The 25,720-nt window shown below is 73.9% G+C and carries 18 protein-coding genes and 2 pseudogenes; 10 read left to right on the forward strand and 10 right to left on the reverse strand.

The window, feature by feature from the left end; genetic code table 11:
- The first annotated feature begins 5 nt into the window (after positions 1–5).
- Together ACIPRD_RS12975 and ACIPRD_RS12980 are read left to right on the forward strand one after the other, a co-directional pair.
- The gene (locus ACIPRD_RS12975; protein WP_401562636.1) at positions 6–692 is read left to right on the forward strand and encodes an HAD family hydrolase; all 687 of its coding nucleotides are present in this window, start codon (positions 6–8) and stop codon (positions 690–692) included.
- A 237-nt stretch (positions 693–929) separates the two neighbouring features.
- Positions 930–1,688, forward strand: coding sequence for a TetR/AcrR family transcriptional regulator (locus ACIPRD_RS12980; protein ID WP_401562638.1), 759 nt, complete (start codon positions 930–932; stop codon positions 1,686–1,688).
- A gap of 19 nt (positions 1,689–1,707) precedes the next feature.
- On the opposite strand, the gene ACIPRD_RS12985 is transcribed toward ACIPRD_RS12980, so the two are convergent.
- Complete coding sequence (locus tag ACIPRD_RS12985) at positions 1,708–2,526, reverse strand: DUF6214 family protein (RefSeq protein ID WP_401562639.1); 819 nt, start codon at positions 2,524–2,526, stop codon at positions 1,708–1,710.
- A gap of 147 nt (positions 2,527–2,673) precedes the next feature.
- Here ACIPRD_RS12985 and ACIPRD_RS12990 point away from each other — a divergent pair, with 147 nt between their 5' ends.
- Entirely contained in the window at positions 2,674–4,017 is a 1,344-nt protein-coding gene (locus ACIPRD_RS12990; protein WP_401562641.1) for an FAD-dependent oxidoreductase, read from the forward strand.
- Positions 4,018–4,032: 15 nt separating this feature from the next.
- Here ACIPRD_RS12990 and ACIPRD_RS12995 read toward each other — a convergent pair.
- A pseudogene (locus tag ACIPRD_RS12995) lies at positions 4,033–4,886 on the reverse strand (IS5 family transposase).
- Between the two features lie 722 nt (positions 4,887–5,608).
- Here ACIPRD_RS12995 and ACIPRD_RS13000 point away from each other — a divergent pair.
- Positions 5,609–5,836, forward strand: a complete 228-nt coding sequence (locus tag ACIPRD_RS13000) for a hypothetical protein (RefSeq protein WP_401562642.1) — start codon at positions 5,609–5,611, stop codon at positions 5,834–5,836.
- A 28-nt stretch (positions 5,837–5,864) separates the two neighbouring features.
- Entirely contained in the window at positions 5,865–6,257 is a 393-nt protein-coding gene (locus tag ACIPRD_RS13005; protein ID WP_401562644.1) for a hypothetical protein, read from the forward strand.
- A 12-nt stretch (positions 6,258–6,269) separates the two neighbouring features.
- Here the strand turns inward: ACIPRD_RS13005 and ACIPRD_RS13010 are convergent, their stop codons facing one another.
- Positions 6,270–7,490: an IS110 family transposase gene (locus ACIPRD_RS13010; RefSeq protein WP_401563179.1), complete on the reverse strand. Its 1,221-nt coding sequence runs from the start codon at positions 7,488–7,490 to the stop codon at positions 6,270–6,272.
- 515 nt (positions 7,491–8,005) lie between these two features.
- Here ACIPRD_RS13010 and ACIPRD_RS13015 point away from each other — a divergent pair.
- Entirely contained in the window at positions 8,006–8,404 is a 399-nt protein-coding gene (locus ACIPRD_RS13015; protein ID WP_401562645.1) for a hypothetical protein, read from the forward strand.
- 10 nt (positions 8,405–8,414) lie between these two features.
- Here ACIPRD_RS13015 and ACIPRD_RS13020 read toward each other — a convergent pair.
- From ACIPRD_RS13020 to ACIPRD_RS13030, 3 genes and pseudogenes are all read right to left on the reverse strand, one after another.
- Positions 8,415–8,633: pseudogene (locus ACIPRD_RS13020) on the reverse strand (ATP-binding protein); the annotation flags it as partial.
- A 155-nt stretch (positions 8,634–8,788) separates the two neighbouring features.
- Positions 8,789–9,064 carry a hypothetical protein gene (locus ACIPRD_RS13025; RefSeq protein ID WP_401562647.1) on the reverse strand — a complete coding sequence of 92 codons (276 nt, stop codon included), beginning with the start codon at positions 9,062–9,064 and terminating at the stop codon, positions 8,789–8,791.
- A gap of 278 nt (positions 9,065–9,342) precedes the next feature.
- Positions 9,343–11,490 carry a hypothetical protein gene (locus ACIPRD_RS13030; RefSeq protein WP_401562649.1) on the reverse strand — a complete coding sequence of 716 codons (2,148 nt, stop codon included), beginning with the start codon at positions 11,488–11,490 and terminating at the stop codon, positions 9,343–9,345.
- Positions 11,491–11,747: 257 nt separating this feature from the next.
- Between ACIPRD_RS13030 and ACIPRD_RS13035 the strand changes: the two genes are divergently transcribed.
- A complete protein-coding gene (locus ACIPRD_RS13035) occupies positions 11,748–13,133 on the forward strand; it encodes a nucleobase:cation symporter-2 family protein (protein WP_401562651.1) in 1,386 nt (461 codons plus the stop codon).
- A gap of 142 nt (positions 13,134–13,275) precedes the next feature.
- Here ACIPRD_RS13035 and ACIPRD_RS13040 read toward each other — a convergent pair whose 3' ends face one another.
- The 3 genes from ACIPRD_RS13040 to ACIPRD_RS13050 form a co-directional block, all read right to left on the reverse strand.
- Positions 13,276–17,673 (reverse strand): HAD-IC family P-type ATPase, encoded by a 4,398-nt coding sequence (locus ACIPRD_RS13040; protein WP_401562652.1) that lies wholly within the window; start codon positions 17,671–17,673, stop codon positions 13,276–13,278.
- Between the two features lie 8 nt (positions 17,674–17,681).
- Complete coding sequence (locus tag ACIPRD_RS13045) at positions 17,682–18,458, reverse strand: hypothetical protein (protein WP_401562654.1); 777 nt, start codon at positions 18,456–18,458, stop codon at positions 17,682–17,684.
- Between the two features lie 270 nt (positions 18,459–18,728).
- Positions 18,729–19,532: a PaaX family transcriptional regulator C-terminal domain-containing protein gene (locus tag ACIPRD_RS13050; protein ID WP_401562656.1), complete on the reverse strand. Its 804-nt coding sequence runs from the start codon at positions 19,530–19,532 to the stop codon at positions 18,729–18,731.
- 71 nt (positions 19,533–19,603) lie between these two features.
- On the opposite strand from ACIPRD_RS13050, the gene ACIPRD_RS13055 reads away from it, so the two are divergent.
- Positions 19,604–21,271 carry a DNA alkylation response protein gene (locus ACIPRD_RS13055; RefSeq protein ID WP_356401577.1) on the forward strand — a complete coding sequence of 556 codons (1,668 nt, stop codon included), beginning with the start codon at positions 19,604–19,606 and terminating at the stop codon, positions 21,269–21,271.
- Positions 21,272–21,506: 235 nt separating this feature from the next.
- Entirely contained in the window at positions 21,507–23,537 is a 2,031-nt protein-coding gene (locus ACIPRD_RS13060; protein WP_401562658.1) for a HEAT repeat domain-containing protein, read from the forward strand.
- Positions 23,538–23,757: 220 nt separating this feature from the next.
- On the opposite strand, the gene ACIPRD_RS13065 is transcribed toward ACIPRD_RS13060, so the two are convergent.
- Entirely contained in the window at positions 23,758–24,354 is a 597-nt protein-coding gene (locus ACIPRD_RS13065) for a hypothetical protein (RefSeq protein WP_356401573.1), read from the reverse strand.
- Between the two features lie 273 nt (positions 24,355–24,627).
- On the opposite strand from ACIPRD_RS13065, the gene ACIPRD_RS13070 reads away from it, so the two are divergent.
- A complete protein-coding gene (locus ACIPRD_RS13070) occupies positions 24,628–25,713 on the forward strand; it encodes a WD40/YVTN/BNR-like repeat-containing protein (RefSeq protein ID WP_401562660.1) in 1,086 nt (361 codons plus the stop codon).
- The last annotated feature ends 7 nt before the right edge of the window (positions 25,714–25,720 follow it).

Below are 25,720 nucleotides of genomic sequence, written 5' to 3' on the forward strand. Positions count from 1 at the left end.
GCCGCATGAGCGCTGTGCTGTTCGACTTCTCAGGCACCCTGTTCCGCGCCGAGTCCGCCGAGTCGTGGCTGCGCGCCGCGCTCGCGGAGAGGGACGTACATCTCCCGGACGCCGAACTCGATGAGACCGTAAGGGCCTTGGAGGATGTCGGAGCCCTGCCGGGCGGGGCCGGCCCGCGGAGGATACCGGACGCTCTCGCCGAGGTCTGGGCGGTGCGGGACGAGAGCGCCGAACTGCACCGGGCCGCCTTCACCGGCCTGTCCCGCCTCGTCCCGCTGCCCGAACCGGGCCTGTACGACGCCCTGTACGAACGGCACATGTCCCCCGCCGCGTGGACCCCGTACCCGGACGCCGCCGAGGCGCTGGGAACGTTGCGGGACCGCGGGATCGCCGTCGGCGTGGTCAGCAACATCGGCTGGGACCTGCGTCCCGTGTTCCGCGAGCACGGACTCGACGCCTACGTGGACACGTACGCGTTGTCGTACGAGCACGGGGTGCAGAAGCCGGATCCGCGTCTCTTCGCCGTCGCCTGCGCGCAGTTGGACACCGATCCGCGGCGCGTGGTGATGGTCGGTGACGACAGGCGGGCGGACGCCGGCGCGGCCGCGCTGGGCTGCCGGGTGCACTTCGTGGACGCCCTGCCGGTGGCGCAACGGCCGGACGCGCTGCTGCCGGTGCTGGAACTCGTGTAGGGCCCCCACCCGAACCGCCCGACGTGCGCGAGCCGGTGAACGCACACGGGCGCCAACTCCACTGTTTCCGGACCGTGTTGCGCGACACCGGCGAAACACGCACAGCAGAGCCGTCCGTCTGAGACGATCCCCCGCGTCGCCCCAGACGGACGGCAGCCTTGAACAGGCCCCGCTCGCAGCGGTGCCCCATGCCATGAGTATAGTTGGCTGATAGCCAGTCAACGCAGGAGTTTCACAATGTCCCCGCGCAGCGCCTCGGTCAACGAAGAGATGCGGCGGCGTTCCCGGGAGCGACTGCTTCAGGCGGCGCTCGAAGTGGTGGGTGAGCGCGGCTTCGAGGCCACCACCCTGGGCGCCATCGCGGATCGCGCGGGTTCGGCGCGAGGACTGGTGTCGTACTACTTCCCCGGCAAGCGCCAGTTGGTGCAGTCCGCCGTGCACCGCCTGATGCATCGCACGCTGGAGGAGGCGCTGGAGCGCGAGCCTCGTACCGAGGACGGACGGGAGCGGCTGGCCCGGGCCATCGACGCGATCCTGGGCCTCGCGCGGGACCGGCCGGTGCTCATGCGCCAGCACATGGCGGGACTGCTCCAGGCGGAGGGGTTCGTCCAGTGCCCGGAGCAGCGCCGGCTGTCGGAGCTGCTCGGCGACACCGTGGCCCGGTACGGCTCCGAGAACGTGACGGCCGACTACCCCCTGCTGCGCGCCGTACTGATGGGGGCGGTGTTCGCGGCGCTGGTGCCGGGGGTGCCGATGCCCGTACCGGTGCTCCGGGCCGAGCTGTTCGAGCGGTACGGACTGGACTGGACGTCCGGCATGCCGCCGGAGAGCGACGCCTGCGGAACGGCTCCGGCCCAGGACCCGTCACGGTTCTTCGCCACGGAGGAGCGGGCGGACGAACGGGCGGACGATCGCGCGGAGGAGCAGGCGGACGAGCGCACGGAGGAGCGGGCGGACGAGCGCACGGAGAAACGCGCGCACGAACGCGCGGATTAGCCACGGTCGGCACCGGCGGTCAGCGGCGCAGATGCCGGGGCGTCAGGAATCCGGCGTCCCGCGCCTGGGCGATCAGCTTGAGGGAACGCCGGCGGCTGTGCCCGGTCGCGTACATCACGGCGAGCACCGGATCGAAACCCTGCTCCTGCGCCGCCCGATACTCCTCGGAGGCGAGCCGGCACCCTTCGAGGCCGCGCGGCCACGCCGGCCGGGCCCGCCGCGCACCGCCGGACGTGCCGCTCCCCGGGCCCACCGCACCCTCATCGCACTCCGCGTACTCGGCGATCACGGTGTCACCGGTGCACTCGGCGCCGTCGGCACGTTCAGCGCCTACGGGGGGCTCGGAGTTCTCCGCGCCCTCGGCATCCGGAGCGCCCAAGTAACCGTCGGCACCCCAGTAGGTGTCCCACACGTACGGCCCGGCCGACGCCGCTCCGCCCGCGTGCGGCTCATCCCACGCGTCCGCCCCGCCCCGGGCGTCCGGATCACAGGCCCCATGCACCCCATGCACCTCGGGTGCCTCAAGCGCCCCGCGCGTCCCCTGGGCCTCCTCGATCTTCGCCCCGCACGCCTCGAACAGCGGCTCCTCGATCCAGTCGGCGAGCACCGTCAGATCGGCGAGGGAGAGGGCGGGCCGCGCCCTGACGTCCTCGATGGAGACGCGCCCCCCGGCGACCACGGCGAGCGCGTCGACACACGCGCCGTCGGGGAAGGCCAGCCGCACCTGGAACCAGGACGTGGCGCCGCTCTGTTCCGTCACCTCCCAGGCGGGCCACACGGACACCGCGCCGGTTTCCACAGGCCGATCGGAAAGATGAAGGAAAGATGCTTCAAACACATACGCAACGTAACCGCATGATCACATTCCATACGAACGGACACGCGTCCGCGTCACCCCGCCGGCCCCTGCCGCCCAGGGCGGGGCAGTGCCATGCTGGAGCCGTCAGGGCACTCTCCTGATGCCTCCGGGGTGAGGAGTACCGCCGTGCTGCGTGTCGCCGTCGTCGGCTCCGGGCCGAGCGGGTGCTACACCGCCCAGAGCCTGGTCGAGCGGGATCCCGAGGTGCATGTCGACGTCCTGGACCGGCTGCCGTGCCCCTTCGGTCTGGTCCGCTACGGCGTCGCCCCGGACCACGAGAAGATCAAGTCCCTGCAGGGCAATCTGCGGACGGTGCTGGAGCACGACCGGGTGCGGTTCCTCGGCGGCGTCCAGGTCGGCGGCCCGGACGGGCTCCCGGTGGAGCGGCTGCGGGAGATGTACCACGCCGTCGTGTACTGCGTGGGCGCCGCGACCGACCGCCGGCTCGGCATCCCGGGCGAGGATCTGCCGGGCAGCTGGTCGGCGACGGAGTTCGTGTCCTGGTACAGCGCGCACCCGGACGCGGCCGACGAGGGCTTCCTGCGCGACGTGCGGTCCGCCGTGGTCATCGGCGTGGGCAACGTGGCGGTGGACGTCGCGCGGATGCTGGTCCGGGGCGCCGGAGAACTGCGCCCGACGGACATGCCGCAGGGGGCGCTGGACACGCTGGCGGCCAGCGGGGTCACCGATGTGCACATGGTGGGCCGGCGCGGCCCCACGCAAGCCCGCTTCACCACCAAGGAACTGCGCGAGCTGGGCGGGCTCCCGGACACCGCAGTCCGGGTGGATCCGGCGGACCTGGCGCTGGACCCGGCGTTCGCGGACCTCTCCGCGCTCCCCGCGGCGCAGCGGCGCAACGCGGAGGTGCTGCGCGGCTGGGCGTCCGCACCGCGGGGCGACGCGGAGCGCCACATCGACCTGCGGTTCTTCCTGCGCCCGGTGGAGATCCTCGCGGGCGGGAACGGCCGGGTGGGGGCCGTGCGCTTCGAGCGGACGGCTCCCGACGGACACGGCGGGGTGACGGGCACGGGCCGGTACGAGGACATCCCCGCGCAGTTGGTGCTGCGCTCGGTGGGCTATCGCGGAGTGGCCCTGGACGGGCTGCCGTTCGACCCGTCCGCGGGCACGGTGCCGAACGAGGAGGGGCGCGTCCTGCGGGACGGCGCGGCGTCGCCCGGCGAGTACGTCGCCGGGTGGATCAAGCGCGGCCCGACCGGCGTCATCGGCACCAACCGGCCGTGCGCCAAGGAGACGGTGAACTCACTGCTCGCGGACGCGCCCGCGCTCGCCTCCCGGGAGATCCCCGAGGACCCGCTCCCGGCACTGCGGGCGGCGGGGATCGAGCCGGTGACCTGGCCGGGATGGCTGTCGATCGAGCGCGCGGAGGCGGAACTCGGCGCCCGGCTGGGGCGCAACGTGGTCAAACTGGCCGACTGGGACACCCTGCTGGAAGCGGCGCGCACGGACTAGGGGGTGTCTTGTCGATCATTTATCGAGCCAGATGAGTGTGCTGGCGAGGGTGATCGCGGCCTGGTAGCGGTCGGGGTGTCTGTCGTAGCGGGTTGCGATGCCGCGCCACTCCTTCAGCCGGTTGAAGGCCCGTTCGACCACATTGCAGTGCTTGTAGAACTCGCGGTCAAAGGTCACCGGGCGGCCGCCGAGTCGCCCCCGCCGCAGTCGGTTCGCGACCTGGTCGGCCCGCTCCGGGATGGTGTGCCCGATCCCGCGACGCCGCAGCCCGTCGCGGATCGCCTTCGAGCTGTAGCCCTTGTCCCCAAGGACGTGATCGGGACGGACCCGGGGCCGTCCCGGTCCGATCCGGGGCACTCGTATCGCGTCCAGGACGGTGGTGAACTGGGTGCAGTCGTTGGTGTTCCCGCCGGTCAGGACCAGGGCAAGCGGTCGCCCCTTGCCGTCGACGGCCAGGTGCAGTTTGCTGGTCAGCCCGCCCCGCGAGCGACCGAGCGCCTGGTTCTGGGGCCCCCTTTTCGCGCCCCGGCGGCGTGCTGGTGTGCCCGGACGATGGTGGAGTCGACCGACACGAGCCAGTCGATATCGCCGGTCGCGTCCGCCTTGGGCTGCGCGGCTTGCAGCATCAGGTCGAAGGTTCCGTCCCCGGCCCAGCGCCGGAAGCGCGTGTGCAGGGTGGCCCAGGAGCCGTACCTCGGGGGCACGTCCCGCCAGGCCACCCCGGTCCGGAACTTCCACACGATCCCGTTCAGTACGGTCCGGTCGTCCAGCCACGGACGCCCCTTCGCCGGCCTTGGCAGCAGGGGTTCCAACAGCTCCCACTCGGCGTCGGACAGTTCATGACGGCGTATCACCCCGCCATGATCCACAATTCAAGATCACTTTGACGACACTGCCTAGCCGCCGCACCTGCTGCACGGCCGTGTTGGGGCCTTGCCGTCGTGGTCCGCGTCGCGTCGCTGTTCGCGGGGCCCGCGCTGTTCCCGGTCCCGTCCGTTACTGCTGTTGCCGTCGTGTGCCAGCCCGGTCCCCGCCGCTGTCCGGCGTCGGTCCGGCCGGTGTTGTGCCCGCGCCCCGCTGTTCGGGCTCGGACGGGGTGGGCCCGCCGGCCCGCTGGCCCGCACGGACCGCCGGCCGGGTGGCCGGGCCTGCCTCGGGGGCCGTGCCGCGCCCGTCCCGGCGCCCCCGCTGCGGTCCGCTCGCCGTCGTGCTGCTCGGAGTTCGGCGAGGTCCCCGGGTCCGGCTGTGCGTTCGGTCCGAGGTTCGCCGCGCCCCGTTGTCCGTCGTTCCGGGCCCGATCTGCCGCCGGGCTCCGGTTCCGGCGTCCCGACGCGCTGTCCCGGCACGGCGCCGCTGCGCCAGGGGGGGCCTGTTGCTCGCCGCTGGGCCCGCCTGTCCACGGGCAGCGGGCCGTCCGGGTGAGCGGTCATCTCAGGTTCTTGCAGGCGGACAGCTGATCTCCCTGTCCGGTACGAGTATTCGTCGCTCGGTTGGCGGTGGACACCTCACGGGGCTAAGCAGTCAAGCCGGGGTCGTGAGAGGCCGGTGTAGCCTTCTGGCTGTTCGATTTCAGGCAGGGGGTGAGGGTGCGATGGACGTCGCACGGGTCATGGAGTCGTTGGCAGAGCAGGGTGTGACGGTGTTGTTCAAGGTCGATGCTGAGCGCATGCGCGATGCGACGAAGCCCTGGACCTTCGTCGCGAGCGGGGCTCCGTTTCGGGATGATCTCCTGGTTCGCACGGACGCCGTCTCTCTGGAGGCGTGCCTGGAGGTCTGCCTTCCGCGGCTGCGTGAGCTTGGCTTGGTGATTCCCGATTGACGGCGCGGTCCAGGGCGGGCAACGAGCCGTGATCGAGCTTCCCGAAGGGGCATGGTGGGATTGGGACATTGTCGCCTGGAACCCCGGGCGGTTGCGTCTGGGCGCCGGGCACGACATCTCGTATGCCCACGGCCTGGAGCTGGTGTTCAGCGACCCGGTCTTCGTCACGTGCCCGGCCGCCTTCCAGGACCCGGTGTTTCGTGCGCCGACGCCTGAAGAGCTGCGACTCATTGCCCGGCAGGTCGGTGACACACCTCCCGTACTGATTGCCTTCGAGGCCGATGCGGGTGGGGCGAGTCTTGCCTCCGGCCTGGTCGCGGCCGGGCAGCTCGAAATCGTCAAGGGAACCGTCTTCCGGTACTGGCGCGAGAATCTGGCAGTCGGGGAACGTCTGGCTCCCTGGGTGAAACCCCCGGCTTGATCGGTCCTCGGCCTATGCGGCCGCCACACCAAGGGCTTCGCCCGAAGGCGGGAAAGCGGCGAATTCGTCGAACAGCCGGCGGTTCTTGAGGCAGTGGTAGAGCTGGTCGAGCAGCCGGTTGAAGAGATTACGCTGGGCGGCGGCATGCCAGTCGGAGTGCTCGTCGCGTCGGCGCCGGTAGTGGGCTTTGGCTCCCATGGAGGCCGTCAGGGACGCGAAAGCCCATAGATAACCCGCATGGTTGAGGCGGTCGTTCTTCACCCAGCGCCGGGTGATGCTCGACTTCTTCCCCGAGGCCCCGGTGATGGGTGAGGCGCCGGCATATGCCTTCAGGCCACGGGCGTCGGCGAACCGGGTGCGATCGTCTCCGATCTCGGCCATCACTCGGGCACCGAGCTGGGTGCCGAGGCCGGGAAAGCTGAGGATGATCTCCGCGTCAGGATGCTGCGGGAAGACTTCCTCCACCGCCTGGGCGAGTTCGTCCGCGGCGGTGCAGGCGGCCGTGAGCTGGCCCAGGAGAGCGAGCATTTGCCTGCCCAGCGCGTCCTCGACCAGGGGCGGCTGGTGGGCCCAGTCCTGGCGGAAGGCCTCGATGCCGCGCTTACGGCCGGCTCGTTTGAGTGCGGCCGTGATCTGCGGGCGCGTCAGGCGGGCAGCTCTGGTAGGCGTGGGGACCAGCTTGAGGAGCTCGCGGGACTCCGGGCGGCACAGACCGTTGTCCCACTTGGCGCAAGCCGCTGACGCGGCGGGGCAGTACTCGCGCAGCAGGGAGCGGAGCTGGTTGGCGAGCTGCTGTCGATTCCAGACGGCGTCCTGCTGGGCCCGGGCCAGGACCGCGATGGCGCGGGCCAGGTCGCTGTCGTCGGGCAGGGGCCGGTGGGCGTGCATGTCGGTGCGGAGGATGTTCGCCAGGACGAGGGCGTCGCCGGGGTCGGACTTCTTGCGGGAGACGGCATGCCGGTCGCGGTATCGGGCGGCGGCCAACGGGTTGATGGCGAACACCGGCCGCTTCCCGGTCCGCAGCACGGCGGCGAGCAGGCCACGGCTGGTCTCGATCGCGACGGGGATCGGGTTCTCCTCAGTGTCTCCGTACTCGGCGAGCAGGTCCAGCAGGACCTTGTAGCCGGCCGGGTCGTCGGTGATGTGCCGCTTGGCCACCAGCGTGCCGACGTCGTCGACCAGGGCGACGTCGTGGGTTCGTTCCGCCCAGTCAATTCCGCAGTAGATCAAGATGCCCCTCCCCAGTGTTCCGGTGTGTTTGAGCCGGTCACGAGCACATGCGGGCCACGCAGCGACCTGATTCCAGGACTCAACCAACTGGCAGGTCCGCCACCTCACTAGCCGTTCGTGGCACCAGCGCGCCCCACGGGCCTCGGTCTATTGCCGGAGCTCGGACGGCTCGGGCGTAACGAGAGGTCTCCATGCGGCAAGCTCGCACCACCAAAACCAACGAGGGATCAAGTGCGTGGTGTTGACAGTGGTGAGGTCCCGAAGACGCCGAACGCCGCCGCTCTACCGCGAGGGATCAAGAGCCAGGAGTCAGTCAGGCATCCGTTCGACGCCCACGGGACGTCACCATCGTTACGAGTGCCGTGACCGCGTGCCGACCCATCGGGAGCCCTGGACGGTCCCGGCAGGTGAAAGGCATGCTTCTCTGGCATTCGAACGGACCATGAGCAGCAGCAGCCTGGCTCCCACGATCCGTCAGCAAGGAATTAGGTGTCAGTGGTGGCTGCGATGCTGCCGCCATGACTCCGTGGAATCTGCTTGACCTCGACAGGGCCCTACGTGCCAGCTGGGCTGCCGATACTTGCTCGCCGGACGATCAGCCGGATTGGATGCCGGACAACCCTGCTTGGGGGCACTGCGACATCACGGCCTTGGTCATCAACGATGTCCTCGGTGGTGACCTCATGGTCGGCGACGTGTATCTCGATGGTGTCCAGCATAATTTTCATTGGTGGAATCGGCTGCCCAGTGGCGTCGAACTCGACGTGACGCGCGAACAGTTCCTGTTGGGGCAGGTGATCACCGCAGCTCGTGTGGTCGAGCGTCCGCCTGGTCCATTGCGCCGCTGGGATGAGTATCTGCTGCTGCGCCAGCGCGTCATCGAGCACCTGGGGCATCTCCCGGAGCCGGCCTTGTGAGTTCACCGGGTCAGTTCGCGGGGCTCAGCGGGACGACGCCCTGGTCGGTGGTGGCCTGCGTCAGCCGCAAGGACGAGCACTCGATGAGGACAACATGCGCATGGTGCAGGACCTGGCCGACGGCGGCCGTGGCCAATGTCTTAGGCATGATCGAATCGAAGCCTGCCGGATGCAGATTCGAGGTGACGATCACGGACCGGCGTTCGTAGGCGGCATCGATCACCCGGTGCGGTGATCCAAACGAAACTGCCTGGCCGGCTGCACACTTCGGTCGACCGTCCACTGAGGTTCGGCCTCGGCCGGGGCTGTTCGCGCTTGTCGGTGTCAGCCGTTGGTGTCACCTGGGGGACACCGTTTTGACAAGCCCTGCTCCCGGGCAACCTGTCAGTCGACACTGCCGGGCTTCATCCGACGGAACGGCGCAGTGCGGGGCAGGTACGCAAGTTGCGCGATCAAGACCAGGAAGCTGAAAAAGAACCACCAACCGTCACCATGGCTTTGCCCGACCACGATTCCCCAAGCAAGAAAGACGGCAACCTGGACCCAACGCTTCCAAGTCCATGCCAGCTCTGTCCGGTTCAAGGTCTCCTCCTGGACTGTTCGAGCAATGATTGTCACACCCGAGGTCATGCGGCCCGCTTCGGTTTCGGTAAGAACCACAGCGCTCTCCAGCTCCCGTCTCGTACGCCATGGGCCGCGTCTGCTTGGCTCTGCTTGGGTCGATGGCGTACGGGACAAGCGCTCAACACACGCCCCTACGCGCCCGCGGGGATGGTCCAGGGGGGTGTCTCTCTCACCGATCCCCGCGGGTCCGCGACGACCGGAGAGACACCCTTTGGGCCCTCTCTCCCGGATCTTCCCGAGCGCGCGGCGTCGGGGGCCTGGCGGGATCCGGCAGTCCGGGCACCCGGCGACATCCGGGAGAGAGGACTCGGGCCTCAGCCGACCCGGTCGAGGACGGACGCCAGCGCGGCGCGCAGCTGTTCGTCCTCGCGGATCATCGCGTGGTCGGACCCGGAGACGATCAGGCGGCGGTCCCCGGTGGCGAGTGCGGCCAGCCGGTCGTGCTGCTCCGGTGTCAGGGCGGTGGCGCCGAGGGCCCGCAGGGCGGCGCCGGCGCCTCTGGGGTCGGCGCGGGTCTCGGCCGAGTGCAGTGCCGCCTCGGCGAGCCGGGCGTGGTCGAGGGCGGCCGGATCGGCGACGGCGAGCAGCCCCAGGACCGCCGAGGGTGCTTGGGCCGGGTCGTCGAGGAGAGTCTGGAGCCGGGCGGTCAGCGGGCGCCCGGCCGGGCCCAGCGCGGCGATCTCGCGGGCGGCGCGGGCGGCCGTCCAGCGGAACCACGGCCGGCCCTCGCTTCCGTCGAGCACCGAGGCCAGCACCGGGACGACCTCGGCAGCCTCACCTGTGATCCGCCACAGGGCGAGCGCCAGGGCGAGGTCGGTGTCCAGCTCCGGCGTGGTGTCGCGGTCGACGGCGCGGCCCAGCGCCGTGCGCAGGACCGGGGCGAGGCGGGCGGCCGCCGGGCCGAGGCCGGCCAGGGCGCGGGCGCCCTCGACGACGCCGCGCGCACCAGGGGCGAGAGCCGCCTCGGCGGCGGCGAACAGCGGCTCGGTCTCGCCGGTCAGCCCGTGCAGCGCCTGTGCCATGAACAGCTTCCCGGCGTCGGCCCGCAGGGCGGTGGCGGCCTGCTCGCGCTGCTCCGGTCCTGTGCCGACGGCCACGGCGGTGATCGCGGTGGCGGCGTACTGGAACCGGGGCAGGACGGCGCACAGTTCGGGCAGTGCCTCGACGGCCTGTGGACCCCATTGCCGCAGCAGGTGGACCAGCTGGGCGGTGTCGTTGTGGTCTTCGGTGGTCGGGCAACCGCAGTCCTTGCGCCCCTCGGGACGCTCCATCGCCTTGGCGGCCAGGCGGGCGCGGACCGCGGCGAGCAGGTCCGGGGCGAACGGGAAGGGTGCGTCGGCCGGGGCGTGGGATCCGGCGGCGTACCGCATGGCGCGGGGGCGCCGGCCGAGGGCCGCGGCCAGCAGCGGGGCGGCGGTCCGGGGCGCCACCAGGACGAGCGCGGCGAGGGCCTGGTCGGCCGCCTCGTCGTCCGCTTGCGCGGCGAGTTCCGCGAGGACGGGCGCCGCCCCGGCGGCGGCGGGGCCGAGCTTGCCCAGCAGTTGGGCGGCCGTCCGGTCGGCGGCGAGCGGGGCGATCGCGGGGATCAGCCGCCGTGGGGCGCTGCGGGACAGGGTGCAGGCGTGGTCGGCCGCCCACAGCGCCTCGGCCCGCGCCTCGGGGCGCTCGTCCCGCAGCGCGGCGTCGACCAGCGCGAGGGCACTTTCGCGGTCCGTGCCGGTTTCCCGTCGCAGGAGGATCCCGACGATGGTGCGCAGCGGCTCCCGGTGCTCGTCCGAGTGGCCGGACCTGGCCGTCTCACTTGCCGGCAGCAGGCCGAGGACGGCGTCGCGGTGCGCGGCGAGCCACGGCTCCCCGGCGTCCAACGAGGCGAACACGGCGGCCAGGCGCAGTGGTGCGGGCGTGTCCGGGCCGAGCAGGGCGCGGGCCTCGGCGACGGCGCCCGCGCGGTCCAACCGGCTGTACGCGGTGAGGAGTTCGGCCCGGACGGCGGGCTCGGTCTCGGCGGCCAGGCGGGCCCGGACGGCGGGCAGGGCGGTGCGGGCGTCCCGGGTGTGGCCGGCCGTCCAGCCGGCCGCCTGCCGGACGGCGGCGTCCTCGTCGGCCAGCAGCGGTACGAGCAGGGGCAGTTGGGCGGTCACTGCGGCTCGGACCGCGCCGGGCTCGACAGCGTGTTCGTCCTCGCTCTCGGCGAGGCAGCCGAGCAGCAGGAGCGCGTCGACGGTCTGCCGGCCGGAGGCGGCGATCCGGGCGAGGTACGGGGCGGCGTCGATGCCGGCCGCGTACACGGTGCCCTGGTGCACGATCGAGCCGTACAGCTCGTCCAGTGCCTCGTCGGCACCCTCACCGCCCTCGGCGAAGGCGCGCAACAGCCCGGGGAGGTCCTCGGCGGGGCCGTAGGCGTGACGGACGGTGGCCCAGGGGTGTTCGTCGAGCCCGGCAAGGGCGGTGGGAAGCTCCATGCCAGTGATCTTCGCAGGGACCTCTGACATCGACTCTGGCCAGGCGCGGCGGGTGGGACCCGGGCCGCTCGGCGGGGCGGCGCCGGTGGCCGAGGAGGCAGAGCGGGCGCCGGACCTCTTCGCAAGCGCCGACGGGGTCCCGGATCGTGGATGGACATGACACACTCCGGCAACGACACGGCAATCAACAGATTGTGCAAGTCCCTTACGGTCTCGTGCTGTTCGGATGCCGCCTTTCCTGCCGCCCTGGAGTCCACATGGCCACGACCGCAGCTGTGCACCCCGTCGACGAGGTGCCTCACATACGGCAACTGGCCGCCTTCGGCCTGCAGCACGTGCTCGCGATGTACGCGGGGGCCGTGGCGGTCCCGTTGATCGTGGGCGGGGCGTTGAAGCTGTCGCCCGCCGACCTCGCCTATCTCATCACCGCCGACCTGTTGGTGTGCGGTGTCGCGACGCTGATCCAGTGTGTCGGATTCTGGCGGTTCGGGGTACGGCTGCCGGTCATGCAGGGGTGCACGTTCGCGGCCGTCTCGCCGATGGTGCTGATCGCGACGACGGGCGGCGGACTGCCCGCGGTCTACGGCTCGGTGATCGTCGCGGGCCTGGCGATCATGCTGCTCGCGCCGGTGTTCGGCAGGCTCCTGCGCTTCTTCCCGCCGCTGGTGACCGGCACGGTGATCCTGGTCATCGGCGTCTCGCTGCTGCCGGTCGCCGGCGGCTGGGCGGCGGGCGGGGTCGGCGCGACGGACTTCGGGGCACCGGAGAACCTGGCGCTCGCGGCCTTCGTGCTCGCGGTCGTGCTCGGCGTGCAGCGGTTCGCGCCGGCCTTCCTGAGCCGTGTCGCGGTGCTGACCGGCATCGTGGTGGGCCTCGCCGTGGCCGTGCCGTTCGGCTTCACCGACTTCGGCGGGGTCGGCGACGCGGACTGGGTGGGGATCAGCACGCCGTTCCACTTCGGGGCGCCGGAGTTCAGGGCGTCCGCCATCGCCTCGATGCTGGTGGTCGCGCTGGTCACCATGACGGAGACGACCGGTGACCTGATCGCCGTCGGTGAGCTGACCGGACGCCCGGTCGAGCCGCGTCCGCTCGCCGACGGCCTGCGCGCGGACGGTCTGTCGACCGTGCTGGGCGGGGTGTTCAACACGTTCCCGTACACGGCGTACGCGCAGAACGTGGGCCTGGTCGGGCTGACCCGGGTGCGCAGCCGCTGGGTGGTCGCCGCGGCCGGCGGCATCCTCGTCCTGCTCGGACTGCTGCCCAAGCTGGGCGCGGTCGTCGCGGCGGTCCCGGCGCCGGTGCTGGGCGGCGCGGGGCTGGTGATGTTCGGGACGGTCGCGGCGAGCGGGCTGCGGACGCTGGCCCGGGTCGACTTCACCGGCAACCACAATCTGACCGTGGTGGCCGTCTCGGTGGCGGTCGGTCTGCTGCCGGTCGGGGTGCCCGGGGTGTACGCGAAGTTCCCCGACTGGTTCCAGACGGTGATGAACAGCGGGATCAGCGCGGGCTGCCTGACCGCGATCGTCCTGAACCTGCTCTTCAACCACCTTCCCGCGAAGGCGGACCGGGCGGCCGTCGGGCAGGACACCGGGGCGGGCGCCGAGCCGGTGGCCGTACCGGGGGCGGCTCCGGGAGCGGAGTGACGGGTCCCGGGTGCGGGGCCGGGGGCTCTGTGGCTCAGTGGCTCCAAGGCCCGCGACTCCGTAGGTACGCGGCCCCGGGGATCCGCGGCCCCGAGTTCCGTAGCCCCGCAACTCCGTAGCCCCGTAGCCCCGTAGCCCCGGGTCAGCCCGCCGGCATCAGTCGCGCGACGGTCTCCTCCAGGCGGGGCAGGGTCCGCTGTCCGGCGACCGCGAGGGCGATGGCCACGGCCACGCCCGCCCAGGCCACCGGCCCCAGCGGGGTGCAGCCGAGGACATGGCTGATCACCGGGATCTGGATCACGACGAACAGGGCGGCCGCCGACCCCAGGGCCGTCACCCGGACCAGGGTGCTGTCGCGGCGGTCCAGGAGGGTCTGCACGAGCTGGGTGCCGACCACGCCGCACAGCGCCATGGTGCTGGAGCGGCGGGCCGTGCCCGGGGTGAAGCGGCCGATCAGCCAGGCCGTGACCGCGCCCAGCGCGGTGGTCAGCGCCCGGTACCGGATCTGGCGGATCAGGGGCGCGCCGAGGACCCCGCCCGCCGCGTCCTCCGGAGAGGCCGTGTCCGATCCCGCGGCGCCGCCGTCGCCCTCCTTGGGGGTGACGGCCACCGCCATCGCGGGGAACAGGTCGGTGAACAGGTTCACCAGCAGCATCTGGCGGGTGGACAGCGGGGCGGTGCCCGACACCAGGGTGCCGATGAGACCGAAGGCGACCTCTCCCGCGTTGCCGCCGATCAGGATGGCGATGGCGTCGGCGACGCTGTGCCACAGGGAGCGGCCCTCGGCGATCGCGTCGATCAGGACGGTGAGGTCGTCGTCGGTGAGGACGATGTCGGCGGCGTTGCGGGCGGCCGCCGAGCCGCGGACGCTGATGCCCACCCCGATGTCGGCGGCGCGGATGGCCGCCGCGTCGTTGGCGCCGTCCCCGACCATCCCGACGACCCGGCCCGCGTCCCGCAGCGCCTCGACGACCTGGAGCTTCTGCTCGGGTGCGACGCGGGCCACGACCCCGGCGTCGCGCAGCATGCGGGCCCGGGTGCGCCGGTCGGCGGCGGCGAGTTCGTCACCGGTGACGACCTCGGTCCCGGAGGGCCAGCCCAGCTCCCGGGCGATCGCGCGGGCGGTCTGCGGGTGGTCGCCGGTCAGCATGACGGGGCGCACACCTTCCCGGTACAGGCCCTGCACCAGGGCCTTGGACGTCTCGCGGGGCACGTCCGACAGGGCCAGCAGTCCGGCGAACTCCAGGGCGTGCAGGGGCTTTTCGAGGACATCGGCCTCGCGTTCGTCGTGCGCGAGGCGCCGTACGGCCACCGCCAGGACGCGCAGTCCGTCGCCGGCCAGCTCGTGCGCCGTGCCGGAGGCGTGTCCGGGCAGTCCCGTACAGGCGGGCAGCACGGTCTCGGGGGCGCCCTTGACCACCAGGAAGCGGGGCCCGTCGGCCTCCCGGCCGATGGCCGCGGCATAGCCGCGGGCGGCCTCGAACGGCAGCCCGGCGATCTGCGCCCACTCCGGGTCGGGGACGGCCGCGTCCAGGACGGCCTCGTCGGTGGCGTGCGCGGGGCGGCCCGTGCCGCCGTTCAGCCGGGGGCACGCCCGTACGGCACAGCGCAGGGTGTCCGCGGAGCCCGGGTCGCCCGGCGCGCGGACGGTGCTCCCGGCGTCGGAGACCCGCACCAGGCGCAGCCGGTTCTCGGTCAGCGTGCCGGTCTTGTCGAAGCAGAAGGTGTCCATCCGGCCCAGCGCCTCCAGCGCGCGCGGGGTGCGCACCAGGACACCGTCGCGGCTCAGCCGGCGTGCGGCGGCCAGCTGCGCGACCGTCGCTACCAGCGGCAGGCCCTCCGGTACGGCGGCCACCGCGACGGCCACGCCTCCGCTGACCGCCTCGCGTACGGACGTGCCGCGCAGCAGCGCGAGACCGGTCACGGCGGCGCCGCCCGCCAGGGTGAGCGGCAGCGCCTTGCGGGTGAGCTCCTGGAGCCTTGCCTGGACCCCGGCGGCCGGGGCCGTGCGGGCGGCGAGGTGGACGGCGCGCGCGGCCTCGGTGCGGTCGCCGATGTCGACGACGACGGCGTGGGCGTGGCCGGCCACGACGGTGGTGCCCTCGAAGACCATGCAGTGCCGGTCGGCGACGGCGGCGTGCGGGGTGGGGCCGACGTGCTTGTGCACCGGCAGCGACTCGCCGGTCAGCGCGGACTCGTCGACCTCCAGGCCGTCCTGCCACAGGATCCGGGCGTCGGCGGGTACGACGTCGTCCGTCTTGAGTTCGATGACGTGACCGGGCCCCAGCTCCCCTGCGTCCACGGTGCGGGTGCCTCCGGCGGGCGCCTCGGACTCGGGGGGTACGACACGGGCCTTGCGCGTCTGGTCGGCCTGGAGCCCGGACAGGGCCCGTTCGGCGCGCAGCCGCTGGATGCCGCCGACCAGGGCGTTCAGGTCGAGGGCGCCGACGACGAGGAGCGCGTCCACGAAGGAGCCGAGGATCGCGGAGGCGGCGGAGCCGACGGCGAGCACCGGGGTGAGCGGGTCGTCCAGTTCGCCGCGTACGGCGCGGCCCAGCTGCCAGCTCCAGCGGGCCGGGGCGAGGGCGGTGAGCCCGGCGGCACGATCCGCGGCCCGGCGCGCGCCGGCGGCCGCCCGTGTCCAGGCGGTGGGTCCGGCGTCCGCGTCGCGGCACAGGCGTTCCAGGGCCTCGTGGGGCAGCAGTTCGTGCCAGTGCACGCGGGCGCGCGGATGGGGGGTGCCGGCCAGGGCGACACCGAGGGCGGCCCGGGCCCCGGACAGCAGCGCGGTCACGGCGGCGGCGTCGACCGGGGCGTGCCGCAGGCCGGGCAGGATGGAGGGGCGCCCCCGTCCGCGGCGGGACTCGCCGATGGCCACGAGCAGCCCGGAGAGCGCGGCGCCGGAGCGTGCGAGGGTCTGGCCGCGCCGGCCGACGGCACGGGCGGCGGGGATCGCCGTGAGCAGCCGCCACACGTCGGGCAGGCCGTGCACGGCGAGGATGTCGGTGTCCCAGACGACGGCGGCGTCCTGGTCGGTGAGCGCGATGCTGATGTCGGCGGCCCGCAGCGCGGCCAGCACGTCGCGTTCGGCGGCGGAGCGCACCCGGGCGACGGTGACGACGGATTCCCCCTCGCCCCGCAGCGCGTACACGACGTCGTCCAGCGGGCGCCGGGCGTCGACCACTTGATCGGCGAGGCCCGCGAAGTCCTCCAGCGCGGGGTCGTCGACGAGGACGACCCGCATCCGGGCCCGGCGCGCGGCGTCCAGCACGGCCTCGGTCCACGGGTCGGCCGTGCCGTCGTCCGCGAGCAGCGCTCCGGCGTGCAGGACGAGGGTGCCGCCGAGCTCCAGCCGTCTCATGCGTTCGGGGTCGCGGACGAGGACGCCGGTGCGGGCCAGTGCCGTGCCGAGCAGGGCGTGGAAGGCGGCGGGCGCGTAACGGGCGGCCTTGGGCGAGCCGGCGAGCAGCGCTTCGGCGGCCTCGTTCGCGTCGCGCTTGACCAGCAGGGTGGCCGCCGCGCCGAGCACGCTGCCGGCGGAGGCGTGGGTGGCGTACACCTGGGCCGGGGTCTCGCGCAGGGGCGGGCGCGGGGTGCCCTCGGCGGGGACGGCGACGCGGCCGGGGGCGCACAGCTGGTCGTGGACGGCGTCGAAGGCGGCGGCGCGGGCCACGGTCTCGGCCAGCTGGCAGGCGCGCAGGGTGCTGTCGAGGACCAGGGAGGTGGGGGTCTGGCCGGCGCCGTGCACGGCCGCGTTCGCGCAGGCCAGGAGGAGGTCCATGCGGGAGGCGCCCAGGCGGGCGCGGAGCCGGGCGCGGAAGCGCGGGTTCTCGCGCATCAGCGTGACGGCGGCCGTCACCATGCGGGGCGACGGCGGCAGGCGCAGGAACCAGGCGGTGACCGCAATCAGGATGCCGGCGGCGTCGAGACCGAGGGCGACTGCGGCCGCGCGCACGCCGGCCGGGTCGGCGGGATGCGTCATCTCCTCGGGGTCGCCGCCCTCGACGGTCAGCCCGTGCCGCTCCGCGAGCGCGGCCGCGTGGTCGGCGACGAGGTCGGTGAGCCCGTCCTCGGTCACGGACACCACGAGCCGGGCGAGGCCCTCGTCCCAGTAGGCGAAGACGACGTCCGGGCGCTCGTCCAGCGCGGTCGCGATCCGGCGCGCGGTGCGCGCCACGCCGCCCGTGTCCGCGTCCGTGTCGGCGTCCGTGTCGGCGTCCGTGGGGCGCTCGGAGTCCGTGGCTCGCGGCTCGGAGTCCAGGGGCCCGGCGTCCGCGGGCCGTGGCCCGGAGCCCGCGGGCTGCAGCGGCAGGTGGATCCGGGGACCGGCCCGCCAGGTGCCGCCGGCGCCGGGCAGCGCCGAGCGGGCGACACGTGTCACCCGCACCATCGCGTCCGCGCCGCGCACGCCGGCCCGGGCGGTGCCCGCGGCGGCTCCGGCGAGCAGTCCGACCGCCGGTGCGGCGCCCCGGGCCAGAAGGCGGGGTGCCGCGGGCAGCAGCCGGAGGACGGCCGCCGGTCTCGTCAGCAGCAGTTCCATGGCGGCCTTCAGAAGTCGGTGCGTTCGGGGCGGACCGTCGGCCCGAGGCGGCCGGAGGAGCCCTTCGCGTGCGAGGCGTGGACGGGGCCGGGCGGTTCCTGGGTCCCGGTGGGCCCGGGAGGCGTGTGCGACCCGAGGGCGGCCGAGCCGAGGTCGTGCGGCACGTCCGGGCTCGCGGCGCCGTGCTCCTCGGCACCGGCGTGCTTCCCGGACTTCCCGGCCTTCTCCGCCTTCGCGGCCTTCCCCGCCTTCTCGCCCTTGCCCGCCTTCCCCGCCTTCGCGGCCTTTCCTTCCTTGGCCGCCTTCGCGTCCTGCGCACCGCCCGCGCCGTCCGCGTCGGTCCCGTGACCGTTCGCCTCGTGCCGGGGGCGGGACTGGGTCAGCCAGGCGACCGCCGCACCGGTGACCGCGACCGGCCACTCGACCACACCGGCGACGCCGAGGATGCCGGCCCCCGCGTAGACCGCGATCCGGCGGCCGCGCGGCGAAACGGCGCCGATCCTGTCCAACGCCTCTCCGGTGACCGCCTCCACCTTGGCGAGAGCCTCCCCGGTGACGGCTTCCGCCTTGGTGAGGGCTTCTCCGGCGACCGCCTCCGCCTTGGAGAGGGCCTCGCCGGTGGCAGCCTCCACCTTGTCCAGCGCCTCCCCGGTGACCGTGCCGACCTTGTCGCACGTCTCCTCGGCGGCCCTGCCGACGGCGTCGGCGCCGGGCAGCCTGCGCAGCACGCGGGCGGCGCCGCGCAGGGGGGCCGTGAGGACCGACGACGATTCCTGGTCAGTCATGACTCTCCTCGGGTGAGATCGCCTGCCGGGCCCGCTGACGGCCCGAGGCCGCGCTGAACCGGCCCCCTCTCCCCAGGGAACGTCACCGGACGCACCCCCGCCACTCGACCCCCGCGCACGGCGCGGCGCCCACGGGGGCGCACGAGAGGGCCGTACGGGGGAGCCGTACAGCCGGTTGTCGGGGGAAGTGCGCGGGAGCGGTGGGTGGTGCCCCTCCGTACTCCCCCGCCCCTCAGCCCGTACCGCCCCGCGGCTCGTCCGCACTCCCCCTCAGCCCGTACCGCCCCGCAGCCCCTCCCCGCTCCCTCGCGGTCCCCCGTTCCCTCGTGGCCCGGCCGCTGTGGCGAGTTCGTGCTGGTAGGTGGAGTAGGCCGCGCGGAGAGCGTCGCCGGGCCAGTCTGCGGGGAGGAGCGCGGCGGGCAGGACGGGGTCGGTGAGCAGATGGCGTACGACCGCGGCGAAGGCGGTGAGGCGGTCGGCGGGCCGCCGGGACTCGGCCGACCGGGTCAGCAGGGTCCGGGCGGCGGCCGCCCAGGCGTCCGGTGCCCAGAGGCGGGCGGCCAGGTCGTGGGCGGGCTCGTCGGGACGGGTCGTGCCGGTCAGGGCGACGCGGCGCAGTTCGTCCGGCAGCGGCCGGTCGAGGTTGGCCGGGCGCAGCCAGACGCCCTCGCGGAGTTCGGCCAGGCGCAGGGCGGTCAGCCGGGCGCGCAGCTCGGCGCGTTCGGCGGGGCCGCGGCCCGTCGCGGTGACCACGACCATCTCCCAGTCGCCGTTCCACGCGCGCGTGGATGGGTGCACGGCGTCGTCCTGACGGCGCTGGCGGGCCAGCAGGCGGTCGCTGAGTTCGTAGACGGCGTCCGTGCGCCTGAGGTCGCCGGCGGCGACCATCCGGCTCAGCGCGGCCCGCAGTGTGGAGCCGCCCACGCCGAACGGCTCGACGAGCCGGACCAGGTCCTTCACCGGCAGCCGCGGCGGATGCGCGCCGAGCAGCAGGCTCAGCACGACCGACCGCGCGGACAGCGGCCGCAGCCCCGTCCCGGCCTCGTCCGGCTCCGCCGGCAGGTTCATGCGCATGAGCACAGACTGTACGGGCGCGATGTTGTTGCATCATTGCTACGACCGCAGGAAGAGTGCAACATGGCGGCATGGTCTCGATACCCGCGGTGCCGGCGCCGCAGCCGCCGTACGCCACCCATGACGTCACCAACCAGGCCCCGCCCCTGGCCCCGTACGACGCCTCCGCCGACAGTGCCCTGCTGGAAGGGCTGCGCCGGGAAGGGGCCGGCTGGGCCGAGGAGGACGTCCGGCGGCTGGGCCTGCGGGCGGGCAGCCGGCAGGCGCAGGAGTGGGGCGAACTGGCCAACCGGCACGAGCCGGAGCTGCGCACCCACGACCGCTACGGCAACCGCGTCGACGAGGTCGACTTCCATCCCAGCTGGCACCACCTGATGCGGACGGCCGTGGCCGAGGGCCTGGCCGGGGCCCCGTGGGCCGACGAGCGTCCCGGCGCGCACGTGGCGCGCACGGCGGGCGGCCTGGTGTGGGGCCACACGGAGGCCGGGCACGGCTGCCCGACGTCGATGACGTACGCCGCCGTACCCGCCCTGCGCGCGCAGCCGGATCTCGCCAAGGTGTACGAGCCGCTGCTCACCAGCCGGGAGTACGACCCGGAGCTGCGCGTGCCCACCGAGAAGCCCGGCCTGCTCGCCGGGATGGGCATGACCGAGAAGCAGGGCGGCTCGGACGTACGGACGAACACCACCGTGGCCACGCCGACCGCCGAGGCGGGTGTGTACACGCTGCGCGGGCACAAGTGGTTCACGTCGGCGCCCATGTGCGACGTGTTCCTGGTGCTGGCCCAGGCGCCGGGCGGGCTGTCCTGCTTCCTGGTGCCGCGCGTCCTGCCGGACGGCACCCGCAACACCTTCCGCATCCAGCGGCTGAAGGACAAGCTCGGCAACCGGTCCAACGCGTCCTCGGAGCCGGAGTTCGAGCACACGGTCGCCTGGCTGGTGGGCCCCGAGGGCCGGGGCGTGAAGACGATCATCGAGATGGTCAACTGCACCCGGCTGGACTGCGTGATGTCCTCGGCGACGCTGATGCGCAAGTCGCTGGTCGAGGCGGGGCACCACGCGCGGCACCGCAGCGCGTTCGGGGCGCGGCTGCTCGACCAGCCGCTCATGCGCAACGTCCTGGCCGACCTGGCGCTGGAGTCCGAGGCGGCGACCACGCTCACGCTGCGGCTGGCGGGGGCGGCGGACCGGGCGGTGCGCGGGGACGAGGGTGAGCGCGCCTTCCGGCGGCTCGCCACGGCGGTCGGCAAGTACTGGGTCACCAAGCGGGGTCCGGCGTTCACCGCGGAGGCCCTGGAGTGCCTGGGCGGCAACGGGTACGTCGAGGACTCGGGCATGCCGCGCCACTACCGTGAGGCGCCGCTGCTGTCGATCTGGGAGGGCTCGGGGAACGTCAACGCGCTCGACGTGCTGCGCGCCCTCGGCCGTGACCCGGAGACCACCGAGGCGCTGTTCGCCGAACTCGCCCTCGCGCAGGGGGCCGACGCCCGGCTGGACACGGCGGTCGCCGATCTGAGGCAGCGGCTCGCCGGGACCGACCAGGTGGGCGCGCGCCGGCTGGTGGAGCGGATGGCGCTGGCCCTCCAGGCCTCGCTGCTGGTCCGGCACGCCCCGCACGCGGTAGCGGACGCCTTCTGCGCGACCCGGCTGGGCGGCGACTGGGGACACTCCTTCGGCACACTGCCCGCCGGTGCGGATCTGGACACGATCCTGGAACGGGCCCTGCCCGACCGGGACTGACCTCGGCCCCGCCGCTTCGTCCTCCCCCGCGTCCGCGGCCTCCCCCGGGCGGCAGGCCCGGCCGCGGCCCCGGGGGTGTCGCCCCGGTCTCCGTGGGCCCCCGACGCCCGGCGGGTTCCGGCCCACCGGGCGGTGCCGGCGCGCGGATCCGGCCCGGGCCGCGCACGATGCCGCCCCGTTGTCGCAGTCGTGGTGCACACTCGCGATCAGGTGGCACTCGCCTGGGGAGGACAACGTGTTCACGGGGATCGACGACGTCGACTGGGCTTCACTGCGGCACGCGCACGGCAGCGCGGAGGACGTGCCCGGCTGGCTGCGGGCGCTGGCCTCCGCGGACGCCACCGAGCGGGAGGCCGCGCTCGACAGCATGTACGGCGTCGTGCACCACCGGGGGAAGGTGTACGACTCGACGCTCGCCAGCGTGCCGTTCCTGCTCCGCCTCGCCGCCCACGAGGAGGTGCCGGACCGCGGATGCCTCGTCGAGCTGCTGGTCAGCGTCGGCGCGGAGAGCGGGGACACACGCGCGCGTGAGGCGGTGCGCGCGGGCGCCGAGGTGTTCACGTCCCTCGCCGGGGACCCGGACGCGGGGGTGCGCCGGGCGGCCGCCGGAGCCGTCGTCCGCTTCCTCGACGACCCGCCGCGCGTCCTCGCGCTGTTACGGCTGCGGGCGGCGGCGGAACGTGACGACCTCGTCCTGCCCGCGCTCACCGAGGCGCTCGGTCTCTTCATCCGCCGCTGCCCCGGGCACGCGCCCGACGCGGTCGAGCTCCTGGCCGCGCAGAGCGCCCCGCCCTGGGCGCCCACCCCGCGCCTGGCCGCTCTGGGACAGCTCGCCCTGCACGCCCCCGGCCGGCGGAACGCCGAACTCGTCCCCACGGCCGTACGCCTCCTGCGGGAACGCTCCGCGCGGCGCGCCGGCACCCCCGGCCGGCCCGGGGACGACACGTTCGTGACGCGCATACGACGGCTGCGCCCCTCGGACGAGGAGGGCGCACGGCTGCTGCGCACGCTGCACACCGCGCTCGGTGACCGCGTGGGCGAACGCGTCGACCTCCTCGAAGGACAGCTGGGCAGCCCGGACCCGATGGACCGGTGCAATGCCGTGTGGATGACGGCGGCGCTGTACCGCGCCCTGCGGCCCGGGAGCGAGGGGCCGATCGCCCTGGTCGGCCACCAGTTGCACGCGGAGCAGGACTGGTTGCGGGACGCGGCGGTCTCCGTGCTGACGGACCTGTGCGCCCTGGCCGCGCCCGCCGCGGACGACCTCCACGCTTTGGTCCGCTCCCGGCCCGACCTGTGGACGCTCCGGCGGGAGCGGAACGCACCCACCCTGGGCGGTCCGCTCAAGGCCCTGGTCAGAAGCGGTGACTCCCGGGCGGTGCCCGTGCTGGCGCACATCCTGGCGGGGCCCTACGCGCCCGCCGGCCTGGGGTCCGAGATCGCGTTTCTGGGCCGAGCCGCGGCGCCCCTGGCCGCCGAACTCCGCCACCGGCTCGGCCGGATCACCCTCGACTCCCCCGCCGCCGGGCATCTCGCCGCACCGCTGCTCACCGCGCTGGGGGCGATCGGCGACGCGGAAGCGGCGCCGGAGGTCCTGCGGCTGCTGTCCGGCGCGCCGGACGGTCTGGGCGCGCGGGACCGGATCGCCGGCCAGGTGATCGGGACTCTGGACGCGTTCGGGGCGGCCGGCCCGGCGGTCCCGCTCCTGCGCTCCCTGCTGACCACCCGGCACGCGTCCATGGCGGCGGGGGCGCTGTGGTCGGTGGACGGGGACGCGGGAGCCGTACTGCCCGTGCTGCGCGGGGAGCTGGCGCGGGACGCGGCGGACGCCCGGATCGCCGCCGCCGGGCAGCTGGGCAGGCTGGGGCCCGCCGGACGCGAGGCGCTCCCGGAGCTGCTCGCGACGACCTCGTCGGAGCGGGTCCGGGAGCGGACAGCGGCCGCCGCCGCTCTCTGGCACGTCGGCGGGGATCCGGATCCCGTGCTGCCGGTGTTCCGGGCCGCCTGGTCGGCGCACCCCGGCGAACGGGGCCCGATCGCACGCTGTCTGACGGCCATGGGGGCGGCGGCCGCGCCGCTGCGGGACCTGGTCCGGGCGGAACTGGAGTCCGTCCGCCGGCACACGGCCGTGGCCCACGGCGACGGAGCCCACGGCGGGGGCGTCGCCGACGACGAGGCGCTGCTGACGGCCTGCCGGACCCTGCTGGCGGAGGAGGGCTCCGCCGCGTACGCGTCCGGCCCCGGCGGCGGACCACTCCGCGACTGAGCTGACCGCCGCCCCCGGGGCGCGGACAGCAGCCGCTCCGAGCGTTGACGCCGCCTCCCCGGCGCGAACGGACCGCCGGCTCCGGGCGTCCGCGCCAGCTTCTCGACGCGCACGGACCGCCCGCTTCTCGACGCGCACGGACCGCCGGCTCCGAGCGAGCGCACCGGCCGCATGGGGCGGACCAGCCGTCGGCTCAAAGGCCGGATCGGACGGCCGCCGCTCAGCCCGTGGTGCGACCCCACTGGGGGCCGAGGCGGGCCCACTCCGTGTCCCAGCGGTCCAGGCGGCGCCGCTCCAGGCGCCCGCGCAGGACGAGCGCGCCGACGAACGGCACGGCCCCCGCGCTCACCCCCACCAGCACGCCGATCAGGTTGGCGCGGAAAGCGGCCTCGGAGACGGTGGTGGGGCGGGTGACCAACTGCCCCCGCGGGTCGGTCCAGACGGTGACCGGGGTGCCGGCCCTGCTGCCCGGCACGACCCGGGCCTGACCGGTGTGCGCGGAGCCGTCGGCCATGGTCCAGCGGACCTCGGCCCAGATCCGCTCGCCGCCTCGCACCGCCGCGGAGGACCTGCCGGGCGCGTCGGTGACGACGCGGGCGACCGCGGTGTGCCAGGTGTCGCGTTCACGGGCCAGACCGTGTTCCACCGAGCGGGCTCCGGCGAGGCCCGCGAGCACACCGGTCAGGACGGTCAGCAGCCACGCGCCGAGGACCAGCCACGCCTCCACCACGTCGGCCCGGCGCCGGAGCGGATTGCGCCGCCACCTCCACAGCCACGCCTTCGGTCCACGGAACACCGACAGAGACGACAAGGGCATCCTCCTCATGCGCGCACCGACCGGCCGGACCGTCCTTCCATACGGACGAGCCCGCCGCGTTGCTCACGCCGAGCCGCCCTCCCGACAGTCGCACGAGACGCCCCTTTCGCGCAGGCACATCCCGGAAAGCGCCGGCACGTCCTCGGCGACAGGCCCAGGCGAAACGCTCTGACCTGCGGCGTCGCGGGCTCTTCGAGTGACTGTCAGTGACGCGGTGCACACTGGCCTCCATCTGACGACGAACCGGACGAAGGCGTCCCGGAGGTGATCGGCATGACCGAGGTACTGCTGGCCGTGGGCACACGCAAGGGCCTGTTCATCGCGCGACGGCGCGGCGGCGCCTGGGAGTTCGACGACGGCCCGTACTTCAACGCGCAGGCCGTCCACTCGGTCGCCATCGACGTCCGGGGCGGATCGCCACGGCTGCTGGCGGGCGGCGACAGCGCGCACTGGGGGCCGTCGGTGTTCCACTCCGACGACCTGGGGCGCACCTGGACCGAACCCGCCCGCCCCGCCGTCAGGTTCCCCAAGGACACCGGCGCCTCGCTGGAGCGGGTCTGGCAGCTGCACCCGGCCGCCGCGGAGCCGGACGTGGTGTACGCGGGCACCGAGCCGGCCGCGCTGTACCGCTCGGAGGACCGCGGGGAGACGTTCACGCTGGTGCGTCCGCTGTGGGAGCACCCGACCCGCTCCCGCTGGGTGCCGGGCGGCGGCGGTGAGGGCATGCACACCGTGCTCACGGACGCGCGCGACCCGCGGGCGGTGACCGTGGCCGTCTCGACCGCCGGGGTGTTCCGCACAACGGACGGCGGGGCGAGCTGGGCGCCGTCGAACTCCGGTGTGGCCGCGGTGTTCCTGCCGGACCCGCATCCGGAGTTCGGCCAGTGCGTCCACAAGGTCGCCCGGGACGCGGCCGATCCCGACCGGCTGTATCTGCAGAACCACTGGGGTGTGTACCGCAGCGACGACACGGGCGCGCACTGGACGGACATCGGCGAGGGGCTGCCGTCCACGTTCGGGTTCGCGGTGGCCGCCCATCCGCACCGGGGCGGCACCGCGTACGTGTTCCCGGTGACCGCCGACATCGACCGGGTGCCCGCCGACCGGCGCTGCCGGGTCTACCGGACCGCCGACGCCGGCAAGAGCTGGCAGCCGCTGACGCGGGGCCTGCCGGAGGGGGACCACTACGGGGTGGTCCTGCGCGACGCCCTGTGCACGGACGACGCGGACCCGGCCGGCGTCTACTTCGGCAACCGCAACGGCGAGGTGTACGCCTCCGCGGACGACGGGGACAGCTGGCGGCCGCTGGCCGCGCATCTGCCGGACGTGCTGTGCGTGCGGGCGGCGGTGGTCGGCTGACGCGCGC

This window comes from Streptomyces sp. NPDC090108, assembly GCF_044747185.1.
GTDB lineage: Bacteria > Actinomycetota > Actinomycetes > Streptomycetales > Streptomycetaceae > Streptomyces.